The following is a 21,426-nucleotide window of genomic DNA, read 5'->3' on the forward strand; positions in this document are numbered from 1 at the left end:
TAGAGCGCAGCGAAACTCATCCTACGAATCACTACAACTCTCCCAATTCCGGCGGCTCGAACCAGTTGGTCAGTGACAGCCCGCCATCGACCACGATCGCCGCGCCTGTCACGTAACCCGAGATCCGGTTCGACAGCACCGCCAGCGCCAGTGGCGCAAGGTCTTTCGCCTCGCCAAGCCGGCCGAGCGGAATGTGCCTGGCGAGCGCCGGATCAGCGACGAAGCCGCCGGCCGCGATCGCACCGGGCACCAGCGCATTGACGCGGATGTCGAAGCTGCCGAACGTCTTGGCGAGCTCCTTGACCAGCATCGACAGCCCGGCCTTCGCCGTCGAGTAATGCGGCAGGTTACGCGGTGTGCCGGCATGCAGCGAGGTCAGCAGCAAAAACGAGCCGGGCTGTTTGTCGGCAATGAGTCTTCGCGCCAGTTCGCGCGACAGATGGAATCCGGCTTCCAGGTTCACCGCATGCATCTGCGCCCAGATTTCCTTGGTGACGCCGAACATATGATCGCTCTCGCGCCGCGGCGGCGAGGCGCTGTGCACGAAATGCGTCACGCAGCCGAGCACGTTGGCTGCTTCGCTCAGCAGCGCCGCCCGCGCCGCGGGGTCGGCGAGATCGCCGACCCAGGGCATCGCCAGGTCCGGCCGCGCCGAGGACGTGATCGCCGCCGTCACCGTATCCTGATTGATATCGGCAAACACCGTGCGCATACCCTCGCCGACCAGCGCCTGCGCGATTGCCCGCCCGATGCCGTTGCCAGCGCCGGTAACGAGCGCCGCTTCGCGCGTGGGATCGAATGGATTGTCGAAAAGGCTCATCGTTTTGGACCCCTTGCTATTACGCCATCGGTATTTAGTTGCAGCAGAACGCTACGCTGTATCGATCCGGCGTACCAACTTCACCGCTAGGTTGCTTCCAGGTTCCCGGAAACCGTCCTAGTCTCTCATTTGTCACTGGCGGGCTCATCCATGCAAACCCGCGTTCGAAAGGTCGCGCACGTTCTGGAACGTCTCGGGCTCGCGATGGCAGGCGCGGCGAGCGGCTTGTTTGTGGCGGCGCTGGTGGGAACGAGCTATTCCGTGCTTACCAGCCAGGCCTTTCTGCTGCTGATGATGATCGGCGGGGCGATCGGCTTCTATCTCGGCATCGATACGCCGCCCCTCCCTGTCAGCACCGCGAACGGCCGGCCGGCCGACGGCGCCTGGGTCGGCAAGATCGACGCGCCCGAGTTGCTCAGCGCGATCGGCACCTTCCTTGCGGCATTCTCCGCGTTCGCCTGCGTTGGCGTCATCGTGCTGCGCCATGATCCACATCTGGCATGGACATCGATGATCATGGCGGGATGGGTCGTCGGCATCACCATGCAGATCGTGGCCGGCACAATCGCGCGCCTGCGCCGCTAAACAGGCGGGTCGCTGATCTCAGCTCTCGTCTTCCAGCGTCAGTACCAAGCCGGTCAACGCCGAGCCGATGCCGAACATCAACCCGTAGGTCGTGATCAGCATCACCGCGGTCTGAACCGGAGCTGCGCTTTTGGCGACGAGGTCTCTGACATGGAAAGTATCGATCAGAGCGAGCAAGAGAACCAGCGACAGCCCTAGCGCCACGCCCATCAGGAAATGGGTCAACAGCGCATTGAAGAGTGACTTTTCCCGACGCATGGACGGCGGTGCCTTCGGCATGATGCAAGCCAACGCCCGTCCGAAACGACTGGTTCCGCCGCGAAACGACAGATTTCGTCCTGCAGCGCATCGACCGCCGCGCCGCGTTTGCGAAACGTTAAGCAAGCGGTGGCAATGCTCGCCGTCCTTTCCAAAAATTTCCACAATTCCTTTTAGGAAGAAAGCATTCGCTTTCGACAAACGAGGATTTTCCATGCGACTTGGGCAAGCGATCTTCTTCGGTTCGGCGGCCGCCCTCCTCACTTTGGCAGCGCCGACGCTCGCCAGAAACTCCAGCGCGCATTCGCACACGTCGAAAGCAACCGAAGCGCCGGCATCCTCCTCCTGCCACGCCTACCAGCAGGCGGCCGACGGCACATGGATGCAACTGCCCTGTCAGGAGATGGGTTCCAAGGCGCTGGCGCAGCCTCGTTCCGCCGCGAAGGGCACGACCGAAGAAACGCGGTGAGCGATGTAGATTTCATGGGCCGGTGAGCGCGCCCGTCCGCCAGGTTCGGGTTTCCACACTCGAACCATCGGAGAAGTGGGATGCAAGCATCGGCCGTAGGCACGCCCACCGCCAATCGGTATGGCACAATTTCCGTTGCGATCGAACTCAGCCGGGAGAGCTGGCGGGTGACTTAGTTGCGAGCCCAAGCTCGCCCCCGAGCACCTACACTGCCCTGCCCAGCCAATCATCGAAACGCGTCGGCATGATCCGTGCGCCGTCGTCCGGCACCAATGTTCGCAGCGCCAGCGGCGCGCCGAAATACGGCACCTCAGTGCCGGCCACGATCCGGCTCGTATCGCCCTTCTTGCGCAGCCAGCGGCCGACAAAGTCGGACAACGGCGCCGCCTCGGGACCCGCGACCTCGCGGACGCCGCCCGTCGGGACGCCGAGGGTCACGTCCGCCAGCGCTTCTGCGACCTCGTCGGAAAGCATGGGCTGCATCAACTGGCTGGAAACATGGACCTCGCCATCCCTGCGGCCGGAATCCGCGATCCCGCCGACGAACTCGAAGAACTGGGTGGCCCGCAGGATCGTATAGGCAAGGCCGGAGCCCGCGATCAGCCGCTCCTGCGCCAGCTTGGCGCGGAAATAACCGTTGCTTGCCAGGCGGTCGGTGCCGACCACCGACAGCGCAACGCAATGGCGAACCCCGGCCGCTTTCGCTGCCGCGACGAGGTTGCGCGTGCCCGTCTCGAAGAAATGCAGCACGGCCGCGTCCTCGAACGAGGGTGAATTCGCCACGTCGACAACGGTATCGGCGCCGGAAAGCGCCGCCTGCAGCCCCTCCCCGGTCACGGCGTTGACGCCCCGGCTCGGGGATGCCTGCAGCACCTCGTGACCTCGCGCCTGCAGCAACGAAGCCAGTTTCGAGCCGATCAGGCCCGTACCGCCGATGACAACGATCTTCATGTTCTGAGTTCCTCCAACCGAGCGCTGCGGACGAAAATCCGCAGCTTTGCGATCAAGACGAGTCAGTAAGCGCTGGTGTGACACACCCAGCATAAACTCTGGATTAATTAGCACCACTTATACTGGTGGCCCGCACCTCACGTACCAGTCCAATTGGCGTAAAAATCCCATGAAAATCGGTACCCTCCTGACCGCCGCGATCGTCTCGCTTTCCGCTGTCGGCGGCGGCCTCGCCGTCTATGTGGCGGTCTCAAAATACGAAACCATGGAAAAGGTCTCGCTCGCCCAGAGCCGGCTGGAGGTGGTGCGCGCGGTCGGCGATATCCCGCGCTACATGAACTCCGAGCGCGGCTTCGCCACCAACATCCTCTATGGGCCACCCACCATTGATCCGGCAATCCGCAAGCAGCTCAACGAAAAGCTTCGCAAGAACACCGACGGCGCGCGCGACAAGATGAACGCGGTCCGCAACAATCTATCCAGCAGCCTCGACGACGCTGCGGCGATCGGTAGTGGCATTGACGACCTGAACGTGAAATTCAACGCGCTGCGCGAGGCCATGGATAAGGCCATGGACGGCCCGGCCGAGGCGCGCAAGGACGCTGCCAGAAAGATTGTCGCCGACAACGCCATCTTCAACGCCGCGGTGACGAAGCTGCTCGACGAGCAGGTGCGCCGCATGGCGAAGCTGGACGGCGACGCCTATCGGCAAGCGGTCTACGCCAACATCGCCTGGAATTTGCGCGACGTCGGCGGCTACAACGCCAGCATCCACAAGAACCTCGTCGGCGCCAATCGCGCGGCGACCGAGGCCGAGAAAATGGAATATTCGCGCTCGCAAGCCCGTGCCGACCAGATCCTGATGTCGCTGCAGGAGTTGCGCGGCAACCCGGCCACGCCGCCCAATGTGGCCGCGGCGCTGGACAAGATGAACGAGATCTACGTTGGCAGGTTCGGTAAGGAGCTGAAGCTCGTCAAGGACGGCGCGGCCTCGGGCAAGTACGAGCACAATGTCGATTTCTTCTATGCCGAGTCCCAAGTCGGCCTTGGCTCCGTCGTCGAAGTCCGAGACGCCTTTTATAATAACGCCGAGTACGTTCTGGGGTTGGCCTATTCCTCCGCGCGCTTCAGCTTCCTGATCGCGCTCGCCGGCCTCGTTGCGGTCATCGCGGCCAGTGCCGCGCTGATCGCGATGGTCCGCCGCCGCGTCTGCAAGCCGATCGTCGACCTCACCGCCACCATGTCGCAGCTCGCCAGCGGCGATGTCTCCGGCGATGTCGCCGGCGCCGAGCGCGGTGACGAAATCGGCGCGATGGCGTCCGCGGTGCGCGTCTTCAAGGACAACATGATCGCGGCGGAACGGCTTGCGGCCGAGAAGGCCGCCGAGAGCGACGGCAAGATGCGCCGCGCCCAGATGCTCGATGAGCTCACCCGCTCGTTCGAAGCCAAGGTTACCGAATTGGTCGGCGGGCTGTCGGCCGCGTCCTCCATCATGGAAGACACGGCACAGTCGATGTCGTCGACGGCGACGCTGACCAACCGCCAGGCGGCGATAGTCGCCGCGGCTTCCGACCAGACCTCCGCCAACGTGCAGACGGTGGCGAGCGCCACGGAGGAGCTGGCCTCCTCGATCTCCGAGATTGGCCGTCAGGTCGCGCAATCGACCGAGATCGCCGCCCGCGCCGTCGACAATGCGCGGCGCACCGGCGAGACCGCCCGTTCGCTCGCCGAGGGCGCGCAGAAGATCGGCGACGTCGTAACCCTGATCCAGAGCATTGCGGCGCAGACCAACCTTTTGGCGCTGAATGCGACCATCGAAGCCGCGCGCGCCGGCGATGCCGGCCGCGGCTTTGCCGTCGTCGCCTCCGAGGTCAAATCGCTGGCCGGCCAGACCGCCAAGGCGACCACCGAGATCTCCGAGCAGATCGCCGCGATCCAGGCGGCGAGCGACCAGACCGTGACAGCGATCCAGAACGTCGCCAACGTGATCGGCGAGATCGACCAGATCGGCACCGCGATCGCGGCGGCGATCGAGGAACAGGGCTCGGCGACCAAGGAAATCTCACGCAGCGTGCAGGAAGCGGCGCGCGGCACCCAGGAGGTCAACTCCAACATCACGGGTGTCCAGAAGGCAGCCGACGATACCGGTGCCGCTGCCAATCAAGTGCTCGGCGCGGCCGAGCAGCTGTCCTCGCAGTCGAAAGATCTCGCCGGCCAGGTCAACCGCTTCCTCTCGGAAGTGCGGGCGGCGTGAGTTAAATGGCGGATCGGCCGGCCCGCCCCCACCGGCCTATCCGCGCAGCCCGAGCACGCGGCGGGCAATTGACTGGCGGTGGACCTCGCTCGGTCCCTCATACATCCGCATCAGCCGCGCTTTCTGCCAGAGGGCGTTGAGCGGCAATTCCAGCGTCATGCCGAGCGCGCCGAGCGTCTGCATGGCGTGGTCGCAGGCCTCATAGGCCATCTCGGTCGCGAACACCTTGATCATCGAGGCTTCCTGGCGGATGTCCTGGCCGCGATCGGTCCGGTCGGCGGCATCGCGCACCATCAGCCGACAGGCATGAATGCGCGTCGATATATCGGCGACCCACCATTGGATCGCCTGACGATCGGCAAGTTTCACGCCGAAGGTCTCGCGCTGCTTCGCGTGCTCGCACAACATGTCGAGCGCCCGTCTCGCAATGCCGATGCAGGTCGATCCCATCTCCAGCCGCCGCGTGCGCAGCCGCAGCTGCATCGGTGCATACCCCTCGCCGATTTCGCCGAGCACCGAGTCCTTCGGGATACGGCAATCCTCGAACACGATCTCGTAGGTCGGCTCGCCGCCCAGCATCGGAATCTCGCGCTCGACGATGAAACCCGGCGTGCCCTTCTCGACGATGAACGAGGTGATACCGCCCTGGCGCTGGTCGTTGCCGACGCGCGCCATGACAATGATGAAATCAGCGCTAGCGGCGTTGGTGATCCAGATCTTGCGGCCGTTGATCACCCACTGATCGCCCTCCAGCACCGCACGGGTCTTCATGCCTGCCGGATCGCCGCCGGCGCCGGGCTCGGAGATCGCGATCGCCGAGCTCATCCGCCCCTCGATATAGGGCTGAAGATATTTCGTCTTCTGCGCCGCGGTGCCGACCGCCTGCAGCATGCGCAGGTTCGGGGAGTCGGGCGGCAGCACGAACGGCACGCAGGTGCGGCCGAGTTCTTCGTGGACCGCGGCCATCGTGCGCGTCGGCAGGTCGTGACCGCCGAGGTCCTCGGGCGCGTCGAGCCCCCATAGCCCCAGCTCCTTCGATACATCACGCAGGCGCTGGCGCTGCGCATCGGTCAATCGGGGATGACCGGCGCCGGGCAGTTTGGACTGCAGATAGTGCGGCTCCAGCGGAATGAGTTCGCGGTCCACGAACTTCGCCACTGTCTCGCGGATCATCGCCGTTTGTTCATCGTCGCTCATCGCATGTCCCTGCCTGCGTCACTGGTTTGAGCAGCACTAGCTCAAAGCCGCTCGCCCTGCACAGCGCAATTGCGTGAGATGCCGTTGCACCACACGCGTGGGTCCCACCGCACGGAATTTGGAATTCCGCGGCTCGGTCAAGTTTGCGCTCCCGCGATCATCGGCAAACCCGACATAGCGGATATTTCCATCATCAATCCCTCTTGAAACGATAATCGAAGCGGTCGCCATCCGCCGCGATCAGGCCGGCAGTGGGTGTCGGAAAATGAATCGGCAGGATCAGCGTGTCGGTGCCGGCGACGGAGGCAAAGAATTTCCGCCGCGAGACGGCTGATAGCTTGGGGTCCCAATCGGGCTTGGCGGACCATTCCGGCTCGCGGCACTGGATCACGTGATGCATGAGGTCGCCGGCGACCACCGCGCGCTTGCCCTTTGAGAAGATGTTGACGCAGCAGTGACAGGGCGAATGCCCCGGGGTCGGCGTCAGTGTCACGGTATCGTCGAGCGCGTAGTCGTCATCAACCAGAACGGCCTGCCCGGCCTCCACGACCGGTAGGCAATTGTCGCGGAATACCGTGCCGGGCGGGTTGGCGCCCTTGGCGCTCTCCGCCTCCCACGCCGCATATTCCCTCTTGTGAAAAATGTACTTGGCATTGGGGAAGGTCGGCACCCAGCGCCCGTCGCGCAGCGTGGTATTCCAGCCGGTATGATCGATGTGCAGGTGGGTGCAGAATACGTAATCGACCTGCTCAAACGAGATGCCGAGCGCGAACAATTCGTTGCGCCAGCGTTCCTTGCCAGGAAAATCGAACGGCGCCGGATGGCCCTTGTCCTCGCCGGTGCAGGTATCAACCAGAATGGTGTAGCGCGGCGTGCGGACCACGAAGGTCTGATAGGTGATCACCATCATGCCCAGGGCGCTGTCGAACACCTCGGGCTCCATGCTGGCGAGATGATGCTTGAACACCGCCTCGTCGTAAGCCGGGAAGAAATCCTGCGGCCGGCGCCACGGCCCTTCGCGCTCGATCACCGCATCGATGGTGATGTCCCCGATCCTGAGTTGCTTCATCGCCGTTTCGCTCCCTTTTTGAGCCAGCGTAGCTGCGCCTTCCCGCCCCCACAAGCCAAGCGTGGCGCGCCTTGCCATGCGTCCTTGCATTGGCCGCCCGAAATGTTGCTAATGCTGCGCAGATGGCTGTCCGACCGATTCAGCTTGTGGTCCTGCTGATGCTTGCGATCCTGCCGGCACCGGCCGCCTTCGCGGCACCCGACACGGTATTCTTCCCAAGCGCCGAAGGCTCGACCGAGATCGTGGCCTATCTCTTCAAGCCGCGAACCGCTGGCCCTCACCCCGCCATCGTCATGTTGCACGGCCGCGGCGGAGCCTACTCGGCCAATGTCAACGAGGATTGCACGCTGGTATCGCGCACCAGTCGGTCGGCGTGCAATGCGGGCAGCCTGTCGAAACGGCACATGATGTGGGGCCAGTATTGGGCCGAGCGCGGCTATCTTGCGCTGCTTCCAGACAGTTTTGGACCGCGCGGCAAGGCGCACGGCTTCGGCCGCTTCACCCATAACGATCCCGACCGCGCCGACGTCAACGAAAAGACCGTGCGGCCGCTCGATGCCGAGGGCGCGCTGAACTGGCTGCGCAATCAGCGCGACGTCATTTCGCATCGTATCTTCCTGCAGGGCTGGTCGAACGGCGGCAGTACGGCGCTGAATGTAATGCATCGGCAAGGTACGAAGACTTCCGGTTATCGCGCGGCACTGGCGCTCTATCCCGGCTGCGGGCCAAAAGCCCTGCTCGCACCCGATCTTGCGGCCAGCGCGCCCATCACCTTGCTGCTCGGCTCTGACGACGAAGAGGTCTCCCCAGCGAGATGCCAGAGCATGGCCGAGCGGTCCGTTGCCGCAGGCAGCAAGATCGACGTCATCCTCTATCCCGGCGCAACGCATGGGTTTGACGACCCCGGACGGCAACGGCAATCCATTCCAGGCAATCGCTCGGCGCTCCAAGATGCGATGAAGCGCGCGATCGCCTTTGTCGAGCGGCTAAGGAACTAATTTCTGGGTATTTCCCCGCCTCTGCCGCAAATCGACCAGAAATCCTGCCTAGCGAAAGCGCCTTACGCGCGGGGACAGGCCTTGAACAAAATATACAGCCGTGGCTCTCGCCGTCTTCGCTGCAGCCATCTATCTCAACAACACCAGTCATCTCGCCACCCATCAAGACGGCAAGCCTGTCCTGCTGGCACATCGCGGCATTGCCCAGCGTTTCGACGAGCGCGATCTGAATAACGACACCTGCACCGCGGCGCGGGCGCTGCCGTCAGGCCATCCCTATCTGGAGAATACGATCGATTCGATGCGCGCCGGCTTTGCGGCCGGCGCCGATATCGTCGAGATCGATGTCCATCCCACCACCGACGGCGAATTCGCGGTGTTTCACGACTGGACACTGGATTGCCGCAGCGACGGACATGGCGTCACGCGCGAACACTCCATGGCCTATTTAAAGAAGCTCGACATCGGCCATGGCTATACAGCAGACGGCGGCAAGACCTTTCCATTCCGCGGCAAGGGTATCGGCCTGATGCCGACGCTCAACGAGGTACTGGCCGCCTTCCCGCAACAACGGCTCCTGATCAACGTGAAGAGCCGCGAGCTGTCAGAAGGAGACAGGCTGGCGGACGTGCTGAGCAAGCTTCCCGCCGAACGCCGGGCGCAGATCATGGTCTATGGCGGCGACGAGCCAGTCGATGTGGTGCGCACGCGCCTTCGCGATATCAGAACCATCTCGCGCGCCGTCATCAAGGACTGCCTGCTCGGCTATATCGGCTATGGCTGGAGCGGCGTGGTGCCAAAAGCCTGCCACAACGCGATGGTGATGCTGCCGATCAACGTCGCCCCGTTTCTATGGGGCTGGCCCGACCGCTTCCTGGGCCGCATGAAGGCCGTCAACAGCGAGGTCTTCATGCTTGGCCCGTACCGTGGCGGCGGGTTCTCGACCGGCATCGACACGCCGGAGCAGTTTGCGCGGCTGCCGCAAAACTATGCCGGCGGCATCTGGACCAACGAGATCGAGGCCATCGCCCCGCTTGCCGGCAAATAACATCGGTAAGTTTGGCAGAGGCCGGAACCTGCCTCGTGCGAAGCGGAACGTCGTTCGCTTATCGTCGTTAGTCGACGTTAGCGGAAGGGATGTACGCATGACATGGAAGGGCAAGTGGCGAAACCAATACGGCTCCGTCGTTGAGATTACGGATGATGCAAATCGCAGGATCAGCGGCACCTTCAAGACCGCGCTGAAAGACAGCGGCTTCTACGGACAGGAAATTCCAGTCATCGGGATTCATCAGGGCGACTGCATCAGTTTCGTCGCCGGCGGCGAGACCCCGGCCGGGGATGCAGCCGTTTCGTATACCGGCCTCCTGCGCGACGGAAAAATGGAAACGATGTGGTTCGTCGTCGCCGACAGCCTGGTCAAGGCATCGGCGGAAGGTGCGCCCGGCAAAAGAGAGAAGCTGAGCTGGTGGCGCTCGATCAGCACCAACGCCGATACATTTGTGCGTATGCCATAGGCCTCGTCTCAGCTCCGCAGCCCCGGCGCTTCCTGCCCGGTGCGCGCGACGTATTCGGTGTAGCCGCCGCCATACTGGTGGATGCCCTCCGGCGTCAGCTCCAGCACGCGATTGGAGAGCGCGGCGAGGAAATGCCGGTCATGCGAGACGAACAGCATGGTGCCCTCGAATTCGGAGAGCGCGTTGATCAGCATCTCCTTGGTCGCGAGATCGAGATGGTTGGTCGGCTCGTCGAGCACCAGGAAGTTCGGCGGGTCATAGAGCATTTTCGCCATCACCAGCCGCGCCTTCTCGCCGCCGGACAGCACGCGGCACTTCTTCTCGACATCGTCGCCGGAAAAGCCGAAACAGCCGGCGAGTGCGCGGAGCGAGCCCTGGCCTGCCTGCGGAAAGGACTCTTCCAGCCACTCGAACACCGTGAGATCGCCGTCGAGCAGATCCATCGCGTGCTGGGCGAAATAGCCCATCTTGACGCTGCCGCCGATCGCCACCGTGCCGTCGTCGGGCTCAGCCGAGCCGGCCACCAGCTTGAGCAGCGTCGACTTGCCGGCGCCGTTGACGCCCATCACGCACCACCGCTCCTTGCGGCGGATCATGAAATCGAGTCCCTGATAGATCGCGCGGCTGCCATAGCCTTTGTGAACATTCTTCAGGCTGACGACGTCTTCGCCCGAACGCGGCGCCGGCATGAACTCGAACGCCACAGCCTGGCGGCGCTTTGGCGGCTCGACGCGCTCGATCTTGTCGAGCTTTTTGACCCGGCTCTGCACCTGCGCCGCGTGCGAGGCCCGCGCCTTGAAGCGTTCGATGAACTTGATCTCCTTGGCCAGCATCGCCTGCTGCCGCTCGAACTGCGCCTGCTGCTGCTTCTCGTTCAGCGCGCGCTGCTGCTCGTAAAATTCGTAATCGCCGGAATAGGTCGACAGCGTCCCGCCGTCGATCTCGACGACCTTGTTGATGATGCGGTTGATGAACTCGCGGTCGTGCGAGGTCATCAACAATGCGCCCTCGTAGCCCTTCAAAAACTGCTCCAGCCAGATCAGGCTTTCGAGATCGAGATGGTTGCTCGGCTCGTCCAGCAGCATCACGTCGGGACGCATCAGGAGAATACGCGCCAAGGCGACCCGCATCTTCCAGCCGCCGGAGAGCGCGCCGACATCGTCTTCCATCATCTCCTGGCTGAAGCCGAGACCCGACAAGGCCTCGCGCGCCCGGCCGTCGAGGGCATAGCCATCGAGCTCCTCGAAGCGGTGCTGGACCTCGCCATAGCGCGCGATGATCTCCTCCATCTCGTCGGCGCGGTCCGGATCGGCCATCGCGGCCTCCAGCTCCCTGAGCTCGTTCGCGACGACGCTGACCGGCCCGGCGCCATCCATCACCTCCGCCACGGCGCTGCGACCGGACATCTCGCCGACATCCTGGCTGAAATAGCCGATGGTAATGCCGCGATCGACCGCGACTTGCCCCTCATCGGGCACTTCCTGCCCGGCAATCATCCGGAAAAGCGTGGTCTTGCCCGCCCCGTTCGGGCCGACGAGGCCGATCTTCTCGCCCCGCTGCAGGGCGGCGGAAGCTTCGATGAAGAGGATCTGGTGGCCGACTTGCTTGCTGACGTTATCGAGGCGGATCATTGGGGGGTCTGAAAGGGAGAAATGTTTCCGGCCGCTGCTTAGGACATCGCCGCCGTAGCTTCAAGTTCCGTGAAACCAGCCGTTCCCCGTTCCGGATTTCCGAACCACATCCGCCCACTCAGGATGTGATCGCTGTTCCCTGACGGCGAAAAGAACCGTTGTCGTTCACCGTGCGTTGTCCTTGCAGATCAAAGCAAGCAGCAACGGAAGCCACCAATGACGAAACCTCCCCCCGTCCCGCAGGACAATCAAAGCCATAAGGGCACCGGCGACCCGAAATCCGGCAACGCCCACCGGATCAAGAAGGGCCGCAGCCATATCGAAAATCCGGAGGAGCAGGGCCAATCCGGCAACACGGCCCAGAATACCACCCATCAAGGCTACCAGCAGGATCGCTAGTCAGGAGCGCGCACGATGTCGACTTCAACAAAAACGCCGGCAAGCATCCGCCAAGGCGGCCCGGGCGCTTCTCACGAAAACGCCAAGGAACCGCTTCACGTCAACAAGCCGCCAGCCGACGATCCGCAACGGCGACATAGCAAGGTATCGGGTGGTGGCGGCGAGCATGACAGCCACCACACGCATGAGCCGGAACGAAAGGGCGGCGGGACGCATCCCGCTTCAAGGTGACGCCATGAGCCCCAAGCACGTGAAGCTGAGCACACCAACCAACGTCGACCTCCACCGCAATCCGATGATCGGCGGCTCGAAAGGCGCCAACATGGCGCAAGTGACGCCCGATGAACTGGAGGAATTCGCGGGCGCCAACACGTTCGAAGGCGACCTCGAAAACGACACCAACCCGCAGGGTGGCATCGACAAGGCCGAGGTTCGCGACCGAAGGCGCGGGCCGCCCCAGCCCGACCGCGACAGCGGCCCGCGTAAGACGCCGCTGCAGGGCAAGAAAACCCATGAGCAGCAACTGCGTATCCTGGAAAGGAAGCCTGACGTGCCCGATGCCCGACAGGTGGAAGAAGATATCGCGCGTCTACAGCATGATGGCAGCGCAAAAACTGCTAAGCGTGGCGGCCGTCAGTCGGAATTCGCGGTGAGCCGTGGTGGCCTCAACCAGGAAAGCCAGCACAACAAGCACAACAATCCAGGCCAATCCGGCCACAAGCCCCAAAAGCCTCAGGGATAGAAATCATGACACGTGGAGCACACGGAGATGGCAAGCACCTGGGTCCGGGAGCGAAAGGCAAAGGTGCCGGCACCGGCGCGATGACCGACATACAGGGCGAGCTGATCGGCGAGAACATGGTGCTTTCCAACCGCGACAAGACCGAGCATTCGCGCGATCGCGGTCAGGACGGTAAGTGGACCCAAACCGAACAGTTGAAAGACCACGCCGCCAACAAAGGTCGCGGCTAGGAGACCAACGGCGCTCGATCGGGCGCGGCAGGTTTTTACAGGTTGATCACGCCGAGCCGGGCAGCGTGCGCCACCGCATCGGTCCGGCCGGTGGCGTCGAGCTTTTCAAGCAGCGAGCCGACGTGGAACTTGGCGGTGTGAACGGATATTCCGAGCTGCCTCGCAATCGTCTTGTTCGATGCGCCTTCGGCCATCATCAGCAGCACGTCGCGCTCGCGCGGCGTCAGCTCGATATCCGCCGGCGCCGTGATGGCTAGCGGCTCGCGCGATACCAGCGCGACCGTCGCTTCCTCTCCCGGCCCCGCCAGGCGAATCCCGGCGGCCTTGCCGAGCAGCGACGCCAGCCGCTCGGCCACCGCCGCATCCTCGATCTCGATTGCGACCACGATAACGGGCGCTTCCCCGCTCACGTTTCGGCCCTTTCGCCAATCGTGAGCTTGATCTGAACCGGCTCGCTGGCGCGCCTGATGGCGATATCGACGATCGAGCCGACGCTATCCGGACCAAGCGAACGGAGCAGCGAACGGACGCCGGAGAGCTTCTCGTTGTTCCAGCCGACGATAATATCGCCCTGCTGAACGCCGGCGGCGGCCGCCGGACCGGCTCGATCGACGCTCATCACCATGGCACCGATACCGTCATCGAGTTCGACGGGCTGCAATCCAAGCCCGAGATAGCCGCGCGCGATCCGGCCATGGGTTTCGAGCCTTGTGGCAACCCGCTCGATGGTCGCACCTGGAATTACAAGGATGCGTCTCACGCCATGAACCGCCATTCCGATGGCTTCGCCGGAGGCATTGAGGACGAGGCCGCCCTCGTGATGACGCCGCAGCCGTGTGTCCAGTTCGATCCGCGCGTCGATCTCGCCCCCGCGCATGCTGCGCCAACGCCCTCCGACCAGAGAGACCATGCCGAGCGCGGCCGTCGCAACGCCCTGCTCGGCCGCAACGACGACCGACAGCGCGCCGAGATCCGGGTTAGCAGACGAAAGGGAGATCGGCGCACCAGTCGACGTATCGACGCGCAGCAGCGCAATATCGGTCGTATGGTCGCGCCCCGCGATTTGGGCCGCCCGCTCGGTTCCATCGGAAAATCTGATCGAGACTTCGCCCTCGTCGGCCAAAGCCTCGTCCGCCGTCACGATCAGGCCGGACTTCCAGACAAAGCCGGAGGCACGCGAGCGATGGGAATGCACCGAGACGATCGCCGGCCTGGTGCGGGCGACGATATCGGCAAGAGCAGAGGATAGCGACGGAAGGGTGGAGGCAGCGGGGCTGGTCATGGCGGGAAACTCCTGGATCGTTTCAATCCAATCTGGGAGTTCAGGTGACGTTCGGGAACTAGCCTGATGGGGAGGTCGAAGGCTTCATTTTCGATTCGAAACGCCCGGCCCTGCTCCGCGCTCCGACAACCATGTGCCAGGCTCGTGCCCGCACAACCATCAAGCTATCGACGTCAAATTCGCAATCCGGGGAAAGATTCTTGGAAGACCTCTAAGAGTGACTCTAAGAACCTTTCCATTAGAGGAATCGCCTCTCGCTCGCGTATGCGTCGCTGTATTGCGCTGACTCGTACGGCGCAATGAAGTGCGCTCGCAGGTTGGGATGGAACCTTGAAGTCCAGTGATTTGTTGCGCGTCGCCGCGTTGGCGACCGTGTCCGTATTGGCGTTGTCGCCGCAGGCCTCATTCGCGCAGTCAAGCTCTTCGCGCCCGTCGTCCGGAGCTGCGTCATTGCCTCCGGTCGTCGTCGCAGCACCGGAGGTGCGCCGGCGCGCCGCAGCTCCGGAGCGTCGGCAGACACGACGTGCAACGCAGGCCGCGCGAACGAGCCGGCCGCAACCACAGCGCTCGGGCAATGTCGTCGTCGAGAATCCACGCGGCGCAGTCCAGGGTTATGTCGCCGGCCGGTCGATGGCGGGCACCAAGACCAACACGCCGATCATGGAGACGCCGCAGTCGCTCTCGGTCATCGGCAGCGAGCAAATTCGCGACCAGAAGCCCGGCAAGCTCGACGAGATTCTGCGCTACACGCCAGGCGTCGTCGCCGGGACATTCGGCGCGGATAACCGCAACGACTGGTTCCTCATTCGCGGCTTCAAGTCGGACGACGTCGGCCTTTTCCTCGATGGCCTGCAGCTCTTCTATACCTCCTATGCGAGCTGGAAGCTGCAGCCGTTCAATCTCGAGCGCGTCGAGGTGCTGCGCGGTCCCTCCGCGGTGCTCTATGGCGGCTCCAGCCCGAGCGGCATCGTCAACGCCATCAGCAAGACGCCGCCCGTCGAGCCGATCCGCTATCTCGAAACCGGCGTCAACAATTTCGGCAATGCCTATCTGGGATTCGATTTCGGCGGTCCGGTCGCGACCGCGCCCGGAAACGGACAGCTTTTCTACCGCGTCGTAGGCCAGGTGCAGAACGGCGGTACGCAGGTCGATTTCACGCCGAACAACAATTACTTCATCGCGCCGTCGCTGACCTGGAAGCCCGACGCCGATACGACATTCACCGTGCTGGCGTCAGCTTCGAAGTTGGAGACACGCAGCGAGAACTTCCTGCCCTATATCGGCACCGTTGTTAACGCGCCGTTCGGCCGGATTCCGACCCGCCTGTTTGCCAGCGATCCCAGCGTCGATACCTTCAGGCGCGAGCAGGAGATGATCGGCTACCAGTTCGAGCGAAACCTGTCCGACGACGTGACCTTCCGGCAGAATGCCCGCTACGGTCATGTCGATGTGACGCTCTCGACGCTGTTCGGCCTTGGCTATGTCAACGGCGATCCCGCCACGGCTTCGCTGGCGCGTGGCAACTTCCTCACCCACGGCATCGCCAATTCGGGCAATCTCGACAGCCAGCTGGAATACCGGTTCAACACCGGCATTCTCCGGCACACCGCGCTGTTCGGCCTCGACCTCAAGCACTATCAGATTGACGATTGGCAAGGCTTCGGCGGCGCGACACCGCTCAATCTGTTGAACCCGGTCTATACGCCGACCTCGCGCTTCAATGGCGGGCCCTATCAGGACGCGACGCTGACGCAGAAGCAACTCGGCTTCTATGCTCAGGACCAGATCAAACTCGACCGCTTCACGCTGGTGCTGAGCGGCCGCAACGACTGGGTTTCGACCAACAACGACAACCACATCGGCGCCAGCCAGAGCCGCGAAGACAGCAAATTCAGCGGCCGCGCCGGCCTGATCTACAATTTCGATTCTGGCCTTGCGCCCTACGTCTCCTACGCCACCAGCTACAATCCGGTAATCGGCCTCAATGCCGGCCAGCTATTGTTGCCGGAAACCGGCCAGCAGACGGAAGTCGGCTTCAAGCTTCAGCCAACCGGCTTCAATGGCCACATTGGTTTTGCATGGTTTGACCTGAAGCGTCAAAATGCACTGACGACCGATCCGAATAACGTGTTGCTGCCGACCCAGAACGGCGAGGTCACCTCGCGCGGCTTCGAGCTCGAGGCGGTCGCCAATCCGCTTCCGGGGCTCAAGCTGGTCGCCGCATTCACCAGCTACGACATTTTCGTCAGCAAGGACCTGAATCCGGCCCTGATCGGCAGGGCGCCGACCAACACGCCGACGTCACTCGCCTCGGGCTGGTTCGACTACACCTTCCAAAGCGGCCCGCTGACCGGGTTCGGCTTCGGCGGCGGTGTGCGCTATATCGGCGGCTCCTTCGCCGACAATATCAACACGATGCCGGTGCCATCGGTCGTGCTCGGCGATGCCACCATCCATTACGAATGGCAGAACTGGCGCGCGGCGCTCAACGTCATCAATGTCGCCGATACGGTCTATGTGGCGAACTGCTCGTCGGCGAACGCCTGCTTCTATGGCGACCGTCGCCGCGCGACGGCGAGCCTGTCGTACAAATGGTAGTGCAGACGCGAGGGAGGCAGCCCTGAAAGCCAGAACTGTTCGCATCTGGTCGGTGGTTCACACCTGGAGCAGCCTGATATCGACGCTGTTCTTGCTGCTGTTGTGCGTCACCGGCCTGCCGCTGATCTTCCATCACGAGATCGATGAGCTGCTCGGCTACGATCCGAAGCCCGAGATCGCCCAGCCGGGCGCCGTGAGGCGGAGCGTCGACGAGATCGCCCGCGCGGCGCTGGCGAACGATCCCGGCCGCGTCCTGCAATATATCCTGTGGGACAGGGACGAGCCGAACAACATCATCGCCTACACAAACAACAAGGTCGATGGCGATCCGGATGCGGCGACGCTCTCGGCCTATGATGCCAATACCGCCAAGCCGCTCGGCCCGGTCGGTGGCGGCCCGATGCTGATCTTCCTCAAGCTTCACGTCGACATGTTCGCCGGCCAGCCCGGCAAGCTGTTCCTCGGCGCCATGGGCTTTCTGTTTCTGGTCGCAATCGTCTCCGGCGTGGCGCTGTACTGGCCGTTCACGCGCCGCCTCCGCTTCGGCACGCTGCGGGACAAGTCGCGCCGCATCGCCTGGTTCGACTGGCATAATCTTTTGGGCGCGGTGACCATCGCCTGGGCGCTGGTGGTCGGCGCCACCGGCGTCATCAACACGCTCGCCGAAGTGATGCTGAACCAGTGGAAGGCCACCGAGCTTGCGGACATGGTGAAGCCCTATGCCGGCAAGCCGCCGCCGGTGCATCTCGCGTCCCTCGACAAGATGTTGGACAACGCGCGCAAGACCGCGTCCGACATGAACATCTCCTTCGTTGCCTTCCCCGGCACGCCGTTCAGCAGTTCGCACCATTTCGCGGTGTTCATGCGCGGCGACACGCCGCTGACGTCGCGGCTGCTCAAGCCGGTGCTGCTCGACGGCGAAACCGGCGAGGTCTCCGACGCGCGCGACCTCCCCCTCTATCTCAAGGCGCTTTTGGTCTCGCAACCGCTGCATTTCGGCGACTATGGCGGCATGCCGCTGAAGATCATCTGGGCGCTGCTCGACATCATGACGATCGTCGTGATCGGCAGCGGGCTCTATCTCTGGGTCGCCAAACGACGCAAGCACCGCAGCCCCGCGATGGCCGGACAACCTGCGTTGCAGCCGTCGCGATGATTGACATTCGGAAGTCACGATCCAGCGGTAATTGGTGGACCGTTTATGGCGGCCCGCTGCTGATCGGCGTGCTGTCAACGGCCGGACTGTTAAGTGCGCTGCTATATGAGGGGCCGGGCCGTTACTTCTCCTGGATCGCACTCGGCGCGCCCGTCGCCCTCACCGCCTGGTTTTACGCCAGACGCAGTCGCACCTAGACCGTCCTCATCAGCTTTAGCGTCGCTGCCAGCCGCAGGCTGCGCTTTCCGGCCAGGGCAATCGCTTCGAGCTCGGCACCGGCTTCGTCGCAGGTACCGGTAAAGCCGATGCCGACCTCATGGCCGCCGAAGACAGGATTTTCACCCTTCGCTGGCGTGTGCTCCTGGTTGAGGATCTCGCCCTTCCAGCGGCCGTCGGCCGAGGCGTAGGCGCCGAGGTAGTAGAAAAAGGCGTCACCGCCGAGGATGCGGCCGTCGAGCAGCAGCATAACGCCGGACAGGCCGGCCTTGACGCCGTCGAGCGCGCGAAGCTGGAGAGAATAGAGCCCGTTGACGATACCGCCCGGCCCGACAGTGCCGACCGGCGGCAGCGCCTCGTCGTCGAGCCGGGTCAGCTCGGCCCAGAACAAGGCGCCGGGTCGAGGTGCAGCGCTGCCCTCGAAACGGATCATGTTGCCGCGCAGCCTGCCGCGCACGCTGATGGCGGCGACGTCGGTATCCATCAGCGGCTTATAATGGGGATCGTCATTATGGCGCTGGGTGATGACCTCGCCGAGAATTTCGTCGCCGCTCTCCTGGTAGGTGCCGAGATGGGCAAAGGCGGAATTGCCGCCGAGCAGCTTGCCGTTGTGCATGCACATGATGCTGCGGCCGAATGCGTCGTTGACGCCGTACTCGACCTTGTAAAGCCCGTTCAGCAACGAAATACCCTGCGCTATCACAATATTGTATGGCCGGGGGCTTAGCACCGCTGCAGGGCCGGTGCCAGCCGCGTTTTAACGCAGGGTCAGTGCCGCTTGAAATATTGTACGGCGCGCTCATGCTTTTCCGCCGCCGCGCGCGATTTGAAGGTTCCGAGGTTCCGGCGCTTGCCCGTTTTCGGATTGATTTTGCGGGAATAGAGCCGGTATTCGCCCGATTGCAGTTTTCGGATCATGGCAAGGCACCGTTCTTTGACGAGCCCCTCTGCACAACAGCGCCGCCAGCCCTCTTGTTCCTGTCGGGCTATTGGCGTTGTCTCCTGTCCTGTCCGGATGGATCGCCCTGCCGGCTCGAATGAACGGGAGCGCTCGTGCAACATCTCTTCCTCTATCTCCTCGCGCTCGGCGCCGGTGTCAGCGTCGCAACCCAGCAGGTGCTCAATGGCAATCTGCGCACGGCGCTGGCGTCGCCGGCATGGGCGGGGTTGGTCAGCTATGCCGTCGGCCTCATCACCATGATCGTTGCGGTGATCGCGCTCGGGGAGCGCGTTCCCGCCTGGAAAACCATGGCTAACGTTCCCTGGTATGCGTGGTCCGGCGGCGTGTTCGGCGCCGCCTTCATCTTGCTGGTGATCCTGCTGCTGCCTTCGCTCGGAGCCGCCACGCTGTTTGCGCTGGTCATTGCCGGCCAGGTGCTGGCCGCGGTGACGCTGGACCATTTCGGCGCGCTCGGACTGACGCCGCATCCCGTCAATGCGGCGCGGCTCGCGGGCGCAGTGCTATTGATCGCCGGCGTTGTCCTGATCCGGGAGTAGACGTCGCTCGCTTCAAAAGCACAAATTGGTCACCACGTTTCCACGCTTGTCCTTGATCGCGTAGGGACAGCGCAGCCGCTCCAGCGCCTTCTTGGCATCCTCGTCGCCGAGCGCGGCGGCGCGCTGGTAGTAGGCCTTGGCAGCCTCCGCGTCCTTCGGCCCGCCGCGGCCGGCCTGGGCAAACGCGCCCATCCGCTCCAGCGCCGCCGGATGGTTTTTCGCAGCCGCCTTCTCGAACAGCGCGCGGGCGGCGGCATCGTCCTGGGTCCCACCATTGCCTTCCGCCAGCATCACGCCGAGCTGATACTGCGCCTCGGCGTTGGTCTCGGCTGCCTTCGACAGCAGATCGCGCGCACGCGCCGGGTCTGCAGCGCCGCCTCCACCCAAGGCGGCAAGATTGCTGACGCCGCGTGGATTGCCGGCCTGGGCCGCGCGCTCGAACAGCTTTCGCGCCTGCGCCTCGTCGCGCGCGACACCGCTGCCGTCCCCGTAGAGCACGCCGAGCTCGACCATCGCCGAGGTCGATCCCTTGTCGGCCGCCTTGCGCCAGGCCGCCATCGCGTCCGCGGTTTGCCCCTTGGCGGCATAGGCCCGTCCCAACTGGTACATCGCCCGCCGCGACGTGTTCGCGGCGTTCTTGCAGAACTTGATCGCGGTCACGACGTCGGACGCCGCAATCTCAGTCACACCCTTCACGTCCGCCGGCCGATCGGGATCGGAGGGGTCGGCGGCGATGCGGTCGCACAGCACGAGGTCGGCCGATTGCGCAGCCGACGGCGTCGGTGCGACAGCGGCGGCCATGGCAATGGTCAGCAGGCCTTGGAGCATTTCCTTCATGAGCCGCAGGTTGCGTCGGCCCGCCGCCGAATTCAAGGCTCGAGCCCGCTCTCCCGCAACGCCGGCGCAGCCTCTGATGACGCCAGATAGCGCAGCAGCCGATCCGCCTCCCCCGCCTTCTGCGAGGCGCGCATGCGTCCGGCGGAAAACACCGCGTGCGTCTGCAGTTCGCGGGGAATCGGCCCGACCACCTCGATATCAGGCACCTGCTTCAACTCACTGATCTGCTGGATGGCGAGATCGGCCTCGCCGCTGACAAGACGCTCGGCGGTAAACCCCTGCGGGATGATAACCGCCCGGGCATTGATCTCGGACGCAATGCCGAGACGCTCGATCAGCTTGGCGAATAGAATGCCGCTGGCGCCGAGCCGCGAATAGGCCACCGCACGGGCGGCCAGTAGCGAGGCACGTAAGCTTGCCACGCTCGATATATCGGGATGCCGCGCCCCCGCCTTCACAGCGACGCCGACAAAGGAGCGCGCCAGATCCACGCAGGTTTCTGCCGCAACGCGCCCCTCCCGCGCGACCTCATCCAGTCCCGCGCGAGTCAGGATGACGACATCGGCCGCCTCGCCCGCGCGCAGCCGGCCCAGCAGCGCCAGTGTCGGCGCGAAATCGGCATCGATGTGCGCCCCGCCGGCCGCGTGATATTGGCCGGCCAGGACTTGGATGGCGCCCTTCAGCGCCAGCGTCGAGAGCACGCGGACGGCATCGCTCATC

General features: G+C 63.8%; 26 protein-coding genes. 14 read left to right on the forward strand and 12 right to left on the reverse strand.

Annotated elements, in window-relative coordinates:
* Positions 1 to 31: 31 nt before the first annotated feature.
* Positions 32 to 820, reverse strand: a complete 789-nt coding sequence (locus tag RX331_RS20890) for an SDR family oxidoreductase (RefSeq protein WP_317251800.1) — start codon at positions 818 to 820, stop codon at positions 32 to 34.
* Between the two features lie 150 nt (positions 821 to 970).
* Here RX331_RS20890 and RX331_RS20895 point away from each other — a divergent pair, with 150 nt between their 5' ends.
* Complete coding sequence (locus tag RX331_RS20895; protein ID WP_317251801.1) at positions 971 to 1,405, forward strand: hypothetical protein; 435 nt, start codon at positions 971 to 973, stop codon at positions 1,403 to 1,405.
* An 18-nt stretch (positions 1,406 to 1,423) separates the two neighbouring features.
* Here RX331_RS20895 and RX331_RS20900 read toward each other — a convergent pair whose 3' ends face one another.
* Positions 1,424 to 1,864: a hypothetical protein gene (locus RX331_RS20900; RefSeq protein ID WP_317251802.1), complete on the reverse strand. Its 441-nt coding sequence runs from the start codon at positions 1,862 to 1,864 to the stop codon at positions 1,424 to 1,426.
* Positions 1,865 to 1,877: 13 nt separating this feature from the next.
* Between RX331_RS20900 and RX331_RS20905 the strand changes: the two genes are divergently transcribed.
* Positions 1,878 to 2,132, forward strand: a complete 255-nt coding sequence (locus RX331_RS20905; RefSeq protein WP_317251803.1) for a hypothetical protein — start codon at positions 1,878 to 1,880, stop codon at positions 2,130 to 2,132.
* 204 nt (positions 2,133 to 2,336) lie between these two features.
* On the opposite strand, the gene RX331_RS20910 is transcribed toward RX331_RS20905, so the two are convergent.
* Positions 2,337 to 3,083 carry an SDR family oxidoreductase gene (locus tag RX331_RS20910; RefSeq protein WP_317251804.1) on the reverse strand — a complete coding sequence of 249 codons (747 nt, stop codon included), beginning with the start codon at positions 3,081 to 3,083 and terminating at the stop codon, positions 2,337 to 2,339.
* A gap of 169 nt (positions 3,084 to 3,252) precedes the next feature.
* Between RX331_RS20910 and RX331_RS20915 the strand changes: the two genes are divergently transcribed.
* Positions 3,253 to 5,337 carry a methyl-accepting chemotaxis protein gene (locus RX331_RS20915; protein WP_317251805.1) on the forward strand — a complete coding sequence of 695 codons (2,085 nt, stop codon included), beginning with the start codon at positions 3,253 to 3,255 and terminating at the stop codon, positions 5,335 to 5,337.
* A 36-nt stretch (positions 5,338 to 5,373) separates the two neighbouring features.
* Here RX331_RS20915 and RX331_RS20920 read toward each other — a convergent pair whose 3' ends face one another.
* Both RX331_RS20920 and RX331_RS20925 read right to left on the reverse strand, forming a co-directional pair.
* Positions 5,374 to 6,534, reverse strand: coding sequence for an acyl-CoA dehydrogenase family protein (locus RX331_RS20920; RefSeq protein WP_317251806.1), 1,161 nt, complete (start codon positions 6,532 to 6,534; stop codon positions 5,374 to 5,376).
* 193 nt (positions 6,535 to 6,727) lie between these two features.
* A complete protein-coding gene (locus tag RX331_RS20925; protein WP_317251807.1) occupies positions 6,728 to 7,603 on the reverse strand; it encodes an MBL fold metallo-hydrolase in 876 nt (291 codons plus the stop codon).
* A gap of 122 nt (positions 7,604 to 7,725) precedes the next feature.
* Here RX331_RS20925 and RX331_RS20930 point away from each other — a divergent pair, with 122 nt between their 5' ends.
* The 3 genes from RX331_RS20930 (at position 7,726) to RX331_RS20940 (ending at position 10,118) form a co-directional block, all read left to right on the forward strand.
* A complete protein-coding gene (locus RX331_RS20930; protein ID WP_317251808.1) occupies positions 7,726 to 8,601 on the forward strand; it encodes a dienelactone hydrolase family protein in 876 nt (291 codons plus the stop codon).
* Positions 8,602 to 8,701: 100 nt separating this feature from the next.
* A complete protein-coding gene (locus tag RX331_RS20935) occupies positions 8,702 to 9,649 on the forward strand; it encodes a glycerophosphodiester phosphodiesterase family protein (RefSeq protein WP_317251809.1) in 948 nt (315 codons plus the stop codon).
* 97 nt (positions 9,650 to 9,746) lie between these two features.
* Positions 9,747 to 10,118: an avidin/streptavidin family protein gene (locus tag RX331_RS20940; protein WP_317251810.1), complete on the forward strand. Its 372-nt coding sequence runs from the start codon at positions 9,747 to 9,749 to the stop codon at positions 10,116 to 10,118.
* 8 nt (positions 10,119 to 10,126) lie between these two features.
* Here RX331_RS20940 and RX331_RS20945 read toward each other — a convergent pair whose 3' ends face one another.
* Positions 10,127 to 11,749, reverse strand: coding sequence for an ABC-F family ATP-binding cassette domain-containing protein (locus RX331_RS20945; protein WP_317251811.1), 1,623 nt, complete (start codon positions 11,747 to 11,749; stop codon positions 10,127 to 10,129).
* A gap of 216 nt (positions 11,750 to 11,965) precedes the next feature.
* On the opposite strand from RX331_RS20945, the gene RX331_RS20950 reads away from it, so the two are divergent.
* The 4 genes from RX331_RS20950 to RX331_RS20965 are packed head-to-tail and all read left to right on the forward strand — an operon-like array spanning position 11,966 to position 13,120.
* Complete coding sequence (locus tag RX331_RS20950; protein ID WP_317251812.1) at positions 11,966 to 12,148, forward strand: hypothetical protein; 183 nt, start codon at positions 11,966 to 11,968, stop codon at positions 12,146 to 12,148.
* A 15-nt stretch (positions 12,149 to 12,163) separates the two neighbouring features.
* On the forward strand, positions 12,164 to 12,379 hold the full coding sequence (locus tag RX331_RS20955; RefSeq protein WP_317251813.1) for a hypothetical protein: 216 nt from the start codon (positions 12,164 to 12,166) through the stop codon (positions 12,377 to 12,379).
* Positions 12,315 to 12,890, forward strand: coding sequence for a hypothetical protein (locus RX331_RS20960; protein WP_317251814.1), 576 nt, complete (start codon positions 12,315 to 12,317; stop codon positions 12,888 to 12,890). The genes RX331_RS20955 and RX331_RS20960 overlap by 65 nt, the downstream gene beginning before the upstream one ends.
* A 5-nt stretch (positions 12,891 to 12,895) precedes the next feature.
* Positions 12,896 to 13,120: a hypothetical protein gene (locus RX331_RS20965; protein WP_317251815.1), complete on the forward strand. Its 225-nt coding sequence runs from the start codon at positions 12,896 to 12,898 to the stop codon at positions 13,118 to 13,120.
* A 35-nt stretch (positions 13,121 to 13,155) separates the two neighbouring features.
* Here the strand turns inward: RX331_RS20965 and RX331_RS20970 are convergent, their stop codons facing one another.
* The gene (locus RX331_RS20970) at positions 13,156 to 13,530 is read right to left on the reverse strand and encodes a response regulator transcription factor (protein WP_317251816.1); all 375 of its coding nucleotides are present in this window, start codon (positions 13,528 to 13,530) and stop codon (positions 13,156 to 13,158) included.
* On the reverse strand, positions 13,527 to 14,402 hold the full coding sequence (locus tag RX331_RS20975; RefSeq protein ID WP_317251817.1) for a S1C family serine protease: 876 nt from the start codon (positions 14,400 to 14,402) through the stop codon (positions 13,527 to 13,529). The genes RX331_RS20970 and RX331_RS20975 overlap by 4 nt, the downstream gene beginning before the upstream one ends.
* 345 nt (positions 14,403 to 14,747) lie before the next feature.
* On the opposite strand from RX331_RS20975, the gene RX331_RS20980 reads away from it, so the two are divergent.
* From RX331_RS20980 to RX331_RS20990, 3 genes are read left to right on the forward strand one after another with little or no spacing between them, the layout of a single operon-like run.
* Positions 14,748 to 17,000, forward strand: a complete 2,253-nt coding sequence (locus tag RX331_RS20980) for a TonB-dependent siderophore receptor (protein WP_317258198.1) — start codon at positions 14,748 to 14,750, stop codon at positions 16,998 to 17,000.
* Between the two features lie 52 nt (positions 17,001 to 17,052).
* Entirely contained in the window at positions 17,053 to 18,156 is a 1,104-nt protein-coding gene (locus RX331_RS20985; protein ID WP_317251818.1) for a PepSY-associated TM helix domain-containing protein, read from the forward strand.
* Positions 18,153 to 18,353, forward strand: a complete 201-nt coding sequence (locus tag RX331_RS20990; protein ID WP_317251819.1) for a hypothetical protein — start codon at positions 18,153 to 18,155, stop codon at positions 18,351 to 18,353. The genes RX331_RS20985 and RX331_RS20990 overlap by 4 nt, the downstream gene beginning before the upstream one ends.
* On the opposite strand, the gene RX331_RS20995 is transcribed toward RX331_RS20990, so the two are convergent.
* Positions 18,350 to 19,054 carry a GrlR family regulatory protein gene (locus tag RX331_RS20995; protein ID WP_317251820.1) on the reverse strand — a complete coding sequence of 235 codons (705 nt, stop codon included), beginning with the start codon at positions 19,052 to 19,054 and terminating at the stop codon, positions 18,350 to 18,352. The two genes, RX331_RS20990 and RX331_RS20995, sit on opposite strands and share 4 nt — an antisense overlap.
* Before the next feature lie 86 nt (positions 19,055 to 19,140).
* Complete coding sequence (locus RX331_RS21000) at positions 19,141 to 19,434, reverse strand: hypothetical protein (protein ID WP_317258374.1); 294 nt, start codon at positions 19,432 to 19,434, stop codon at positions 19,141 to 19,143.
* Here RX331_RS21000 and RX331_RS21005 point away from each other — a divergent pair.
* On the forward strand, positions 19,426 to 19,869 hold the full coding sequence (locus RX331_RS21005; RefSeq protein ID WP_317251821.1) for a DMT family transporter: 444 nt from the start codon (positions 19,426 to 19,428) through the stop codon (positions 19,867 to 19,869). The genes RX331_RS21000 and RX331_RS21005 overlap by 9 nt on opposite strands.
* Positions 19,870 to 19,881: 12 nt before the next feature.
* On the opposite strand, the gene RX331_RS21010 is transcribed toward RX331_RS21005, so the two are convergent.
* Positions 19,882 to 20,697: a tetratricopeptide repeat protein gene (locus tag RX331_RS21010; RefSeq protein ID WP_317258199.1), complete on the reverse strand. Its 816-nt coding sequence runs from the start codon at positions 20,695 to 20,697 to the stop codon at positions 19,882 to 19,884.
* A gap of 41 nt (positions 20,698 to 20,738) precedes the next feature.
* Complete coding sequence (locus tag RX331_RS21015) at positions 20,739 to 21,425, reverse strand: substrate-binding domain-containing protein (protein ID WP_317251822.1); 687 nt, start codon at positions 21,423 to 21,425, stop codon at positions 20,739 to 20,741.
* Position 21,426: the final 1 nt, after the last annotated feature.

The organism is Bradyrhizobium sp. BWA-3-5, from assembly GCF_032917985.1.
GTDB lineage: Bacteria > Pseudomonadota > Alphaproteobacteria > Rhizobiales > Xanthobacteraceae > Bradyrhizobium.

Excerpts from the sequence above, each read along its gene's own strand:
- RX331_RS20890 (WP_317251800.1), bottom strand. The coding sequence starts at position 820 with ATGAGCCTTTTCGACAATCCATTCGATCCCACGCGCGAAGCGGCGCTC.
- RX331_RS20895 (WP_317251801.1), top strand. The coding sequence starts at position 971 with ATGCAAACCCGCGTTCGAAAGGTCGCGCACGTTCTGGAACGTCTCGGG.
- RX331_RS20905 (WP_317251803.1), top strand. The coding sequence starts at position 1,878 with ATGCGACTTGGGCAAGCGATCTTCTTCGGTTCGGCGGCCGCCCTCCTC.
- RX331_RS20910 (WP_317251804.1), bottom strand. The coding sequence starts at position 3,083 with ATGAAGATCGTTGTCATCGGCGGTACGGGCCTGATCGGCTCGAAACTG.
- RX331_RS20915 (WP_317251805.1), top strand. The coding sequence starts at position 3,253 with ATGAAAATCGGTACCCTCCTGACCGCCGCGATCGTCTCGCTTTCCGCT.
- RX331_RS20920 (WP_317251806.1), bottom strand. The coding sequence starts at position 6,534 with ATGAGCGACGATGAACAAACGGCGATGATCCGCGAGACAGTGGCGAAG.
- RX331_RS20925 (WP_317251807.1), bottom strand. The coding sequence starts at position 7,603 with ATGAAGCAACTCAGGATCGGGGACATCACCATCGATGCGGTGATCGAG.
- RX331_RS20930 (WP_317251808.1), top strand. The coding sequence starts at position 7,726 with ATGGCTGTCCGACCGATTCAGCTTGTGGTCCTGCTGATGCTTGCGATC.
- RX331_RS20940 (WP_317251810.1), top strand. The coding sequence starts at position 9,747 with ATGACATGGAAGGGCAAGTGGCGAAACCAATACGGCTCCGTCGTTGAG.
- RX331_RS20945 (WP_317251811.1), bottom strand. The coding sequence starts at position 11,749 with ATGATCCGCCTCGATAACGTCAGCAAGCAAGTCGGCCACCAGATCCTC.
- RX331_RS20950 (WP_317251812.1), top strand. The coding sequence starts at position 11,966 with ATGACGAAACCTCCCCCCGTCCCGCAGGACAATCAAAGCCATAAGGGC.
- RX331_RS20955 (WP_317251813.1), top strand. The coding sequence starts at position 12,164 with ATGTCGACTTCAACAAAAACGCCGGCAAGCATCCGCCAAGGCGGCCCG.
- RX331_RS20960 (WP_317251814.1), top strand. The coding sequence starts at position 12,315 with ATGACAGCCACCACACGCATGAGCCGGAACGAAAGGGCGGCGGGACGC.
- RX331_RS20965 (WP_317251815.1), top strand. The coding sequence starts at position 12,896 with ATGACACGTGGAGCACACGGAGATGGCAAGCACCTGGGTCCGGGAGCG.
- RX331_RS20975 (WP_317251817.1), bottom strand. The coding sequence starts at position 14,402 with ATGACCAGCCCCGCTGCCTCCACCCTTCCGTCGCTATCCTCTGCTCTT.
- RX331_RS20990 (WP_317251819.1), top strand. The coding sequence starts at position 18,153 with ATGATTGACATTCGGAAGTCACGATCCAGCGGTAATTGGTGGACCGTT.
- RX331_RS21000 (WP_317258374.1), bottom strand. The coding sequence starts at position 19,434 with ATGTTGCACGAGCGCTCCCGTTCATTCGAGCCGGCAGGGCGATCCATC.
- RX331_RS21010 (WP_317258199.1), bottom strand. The coding sequence starts at position 20,697 with ATGCTCCAAGGCCTGCTGACCATTGCCATGGCCGCCGCTGTCGCACCG.
- RX331_RS21015 (WP_317251822.1), bottom strand. The coding sequence starts at position 21,425 with ATGAGCGATGCCGTCCGCGTGCTCTCGACGCTGGCGCTGAAGGGCGCC.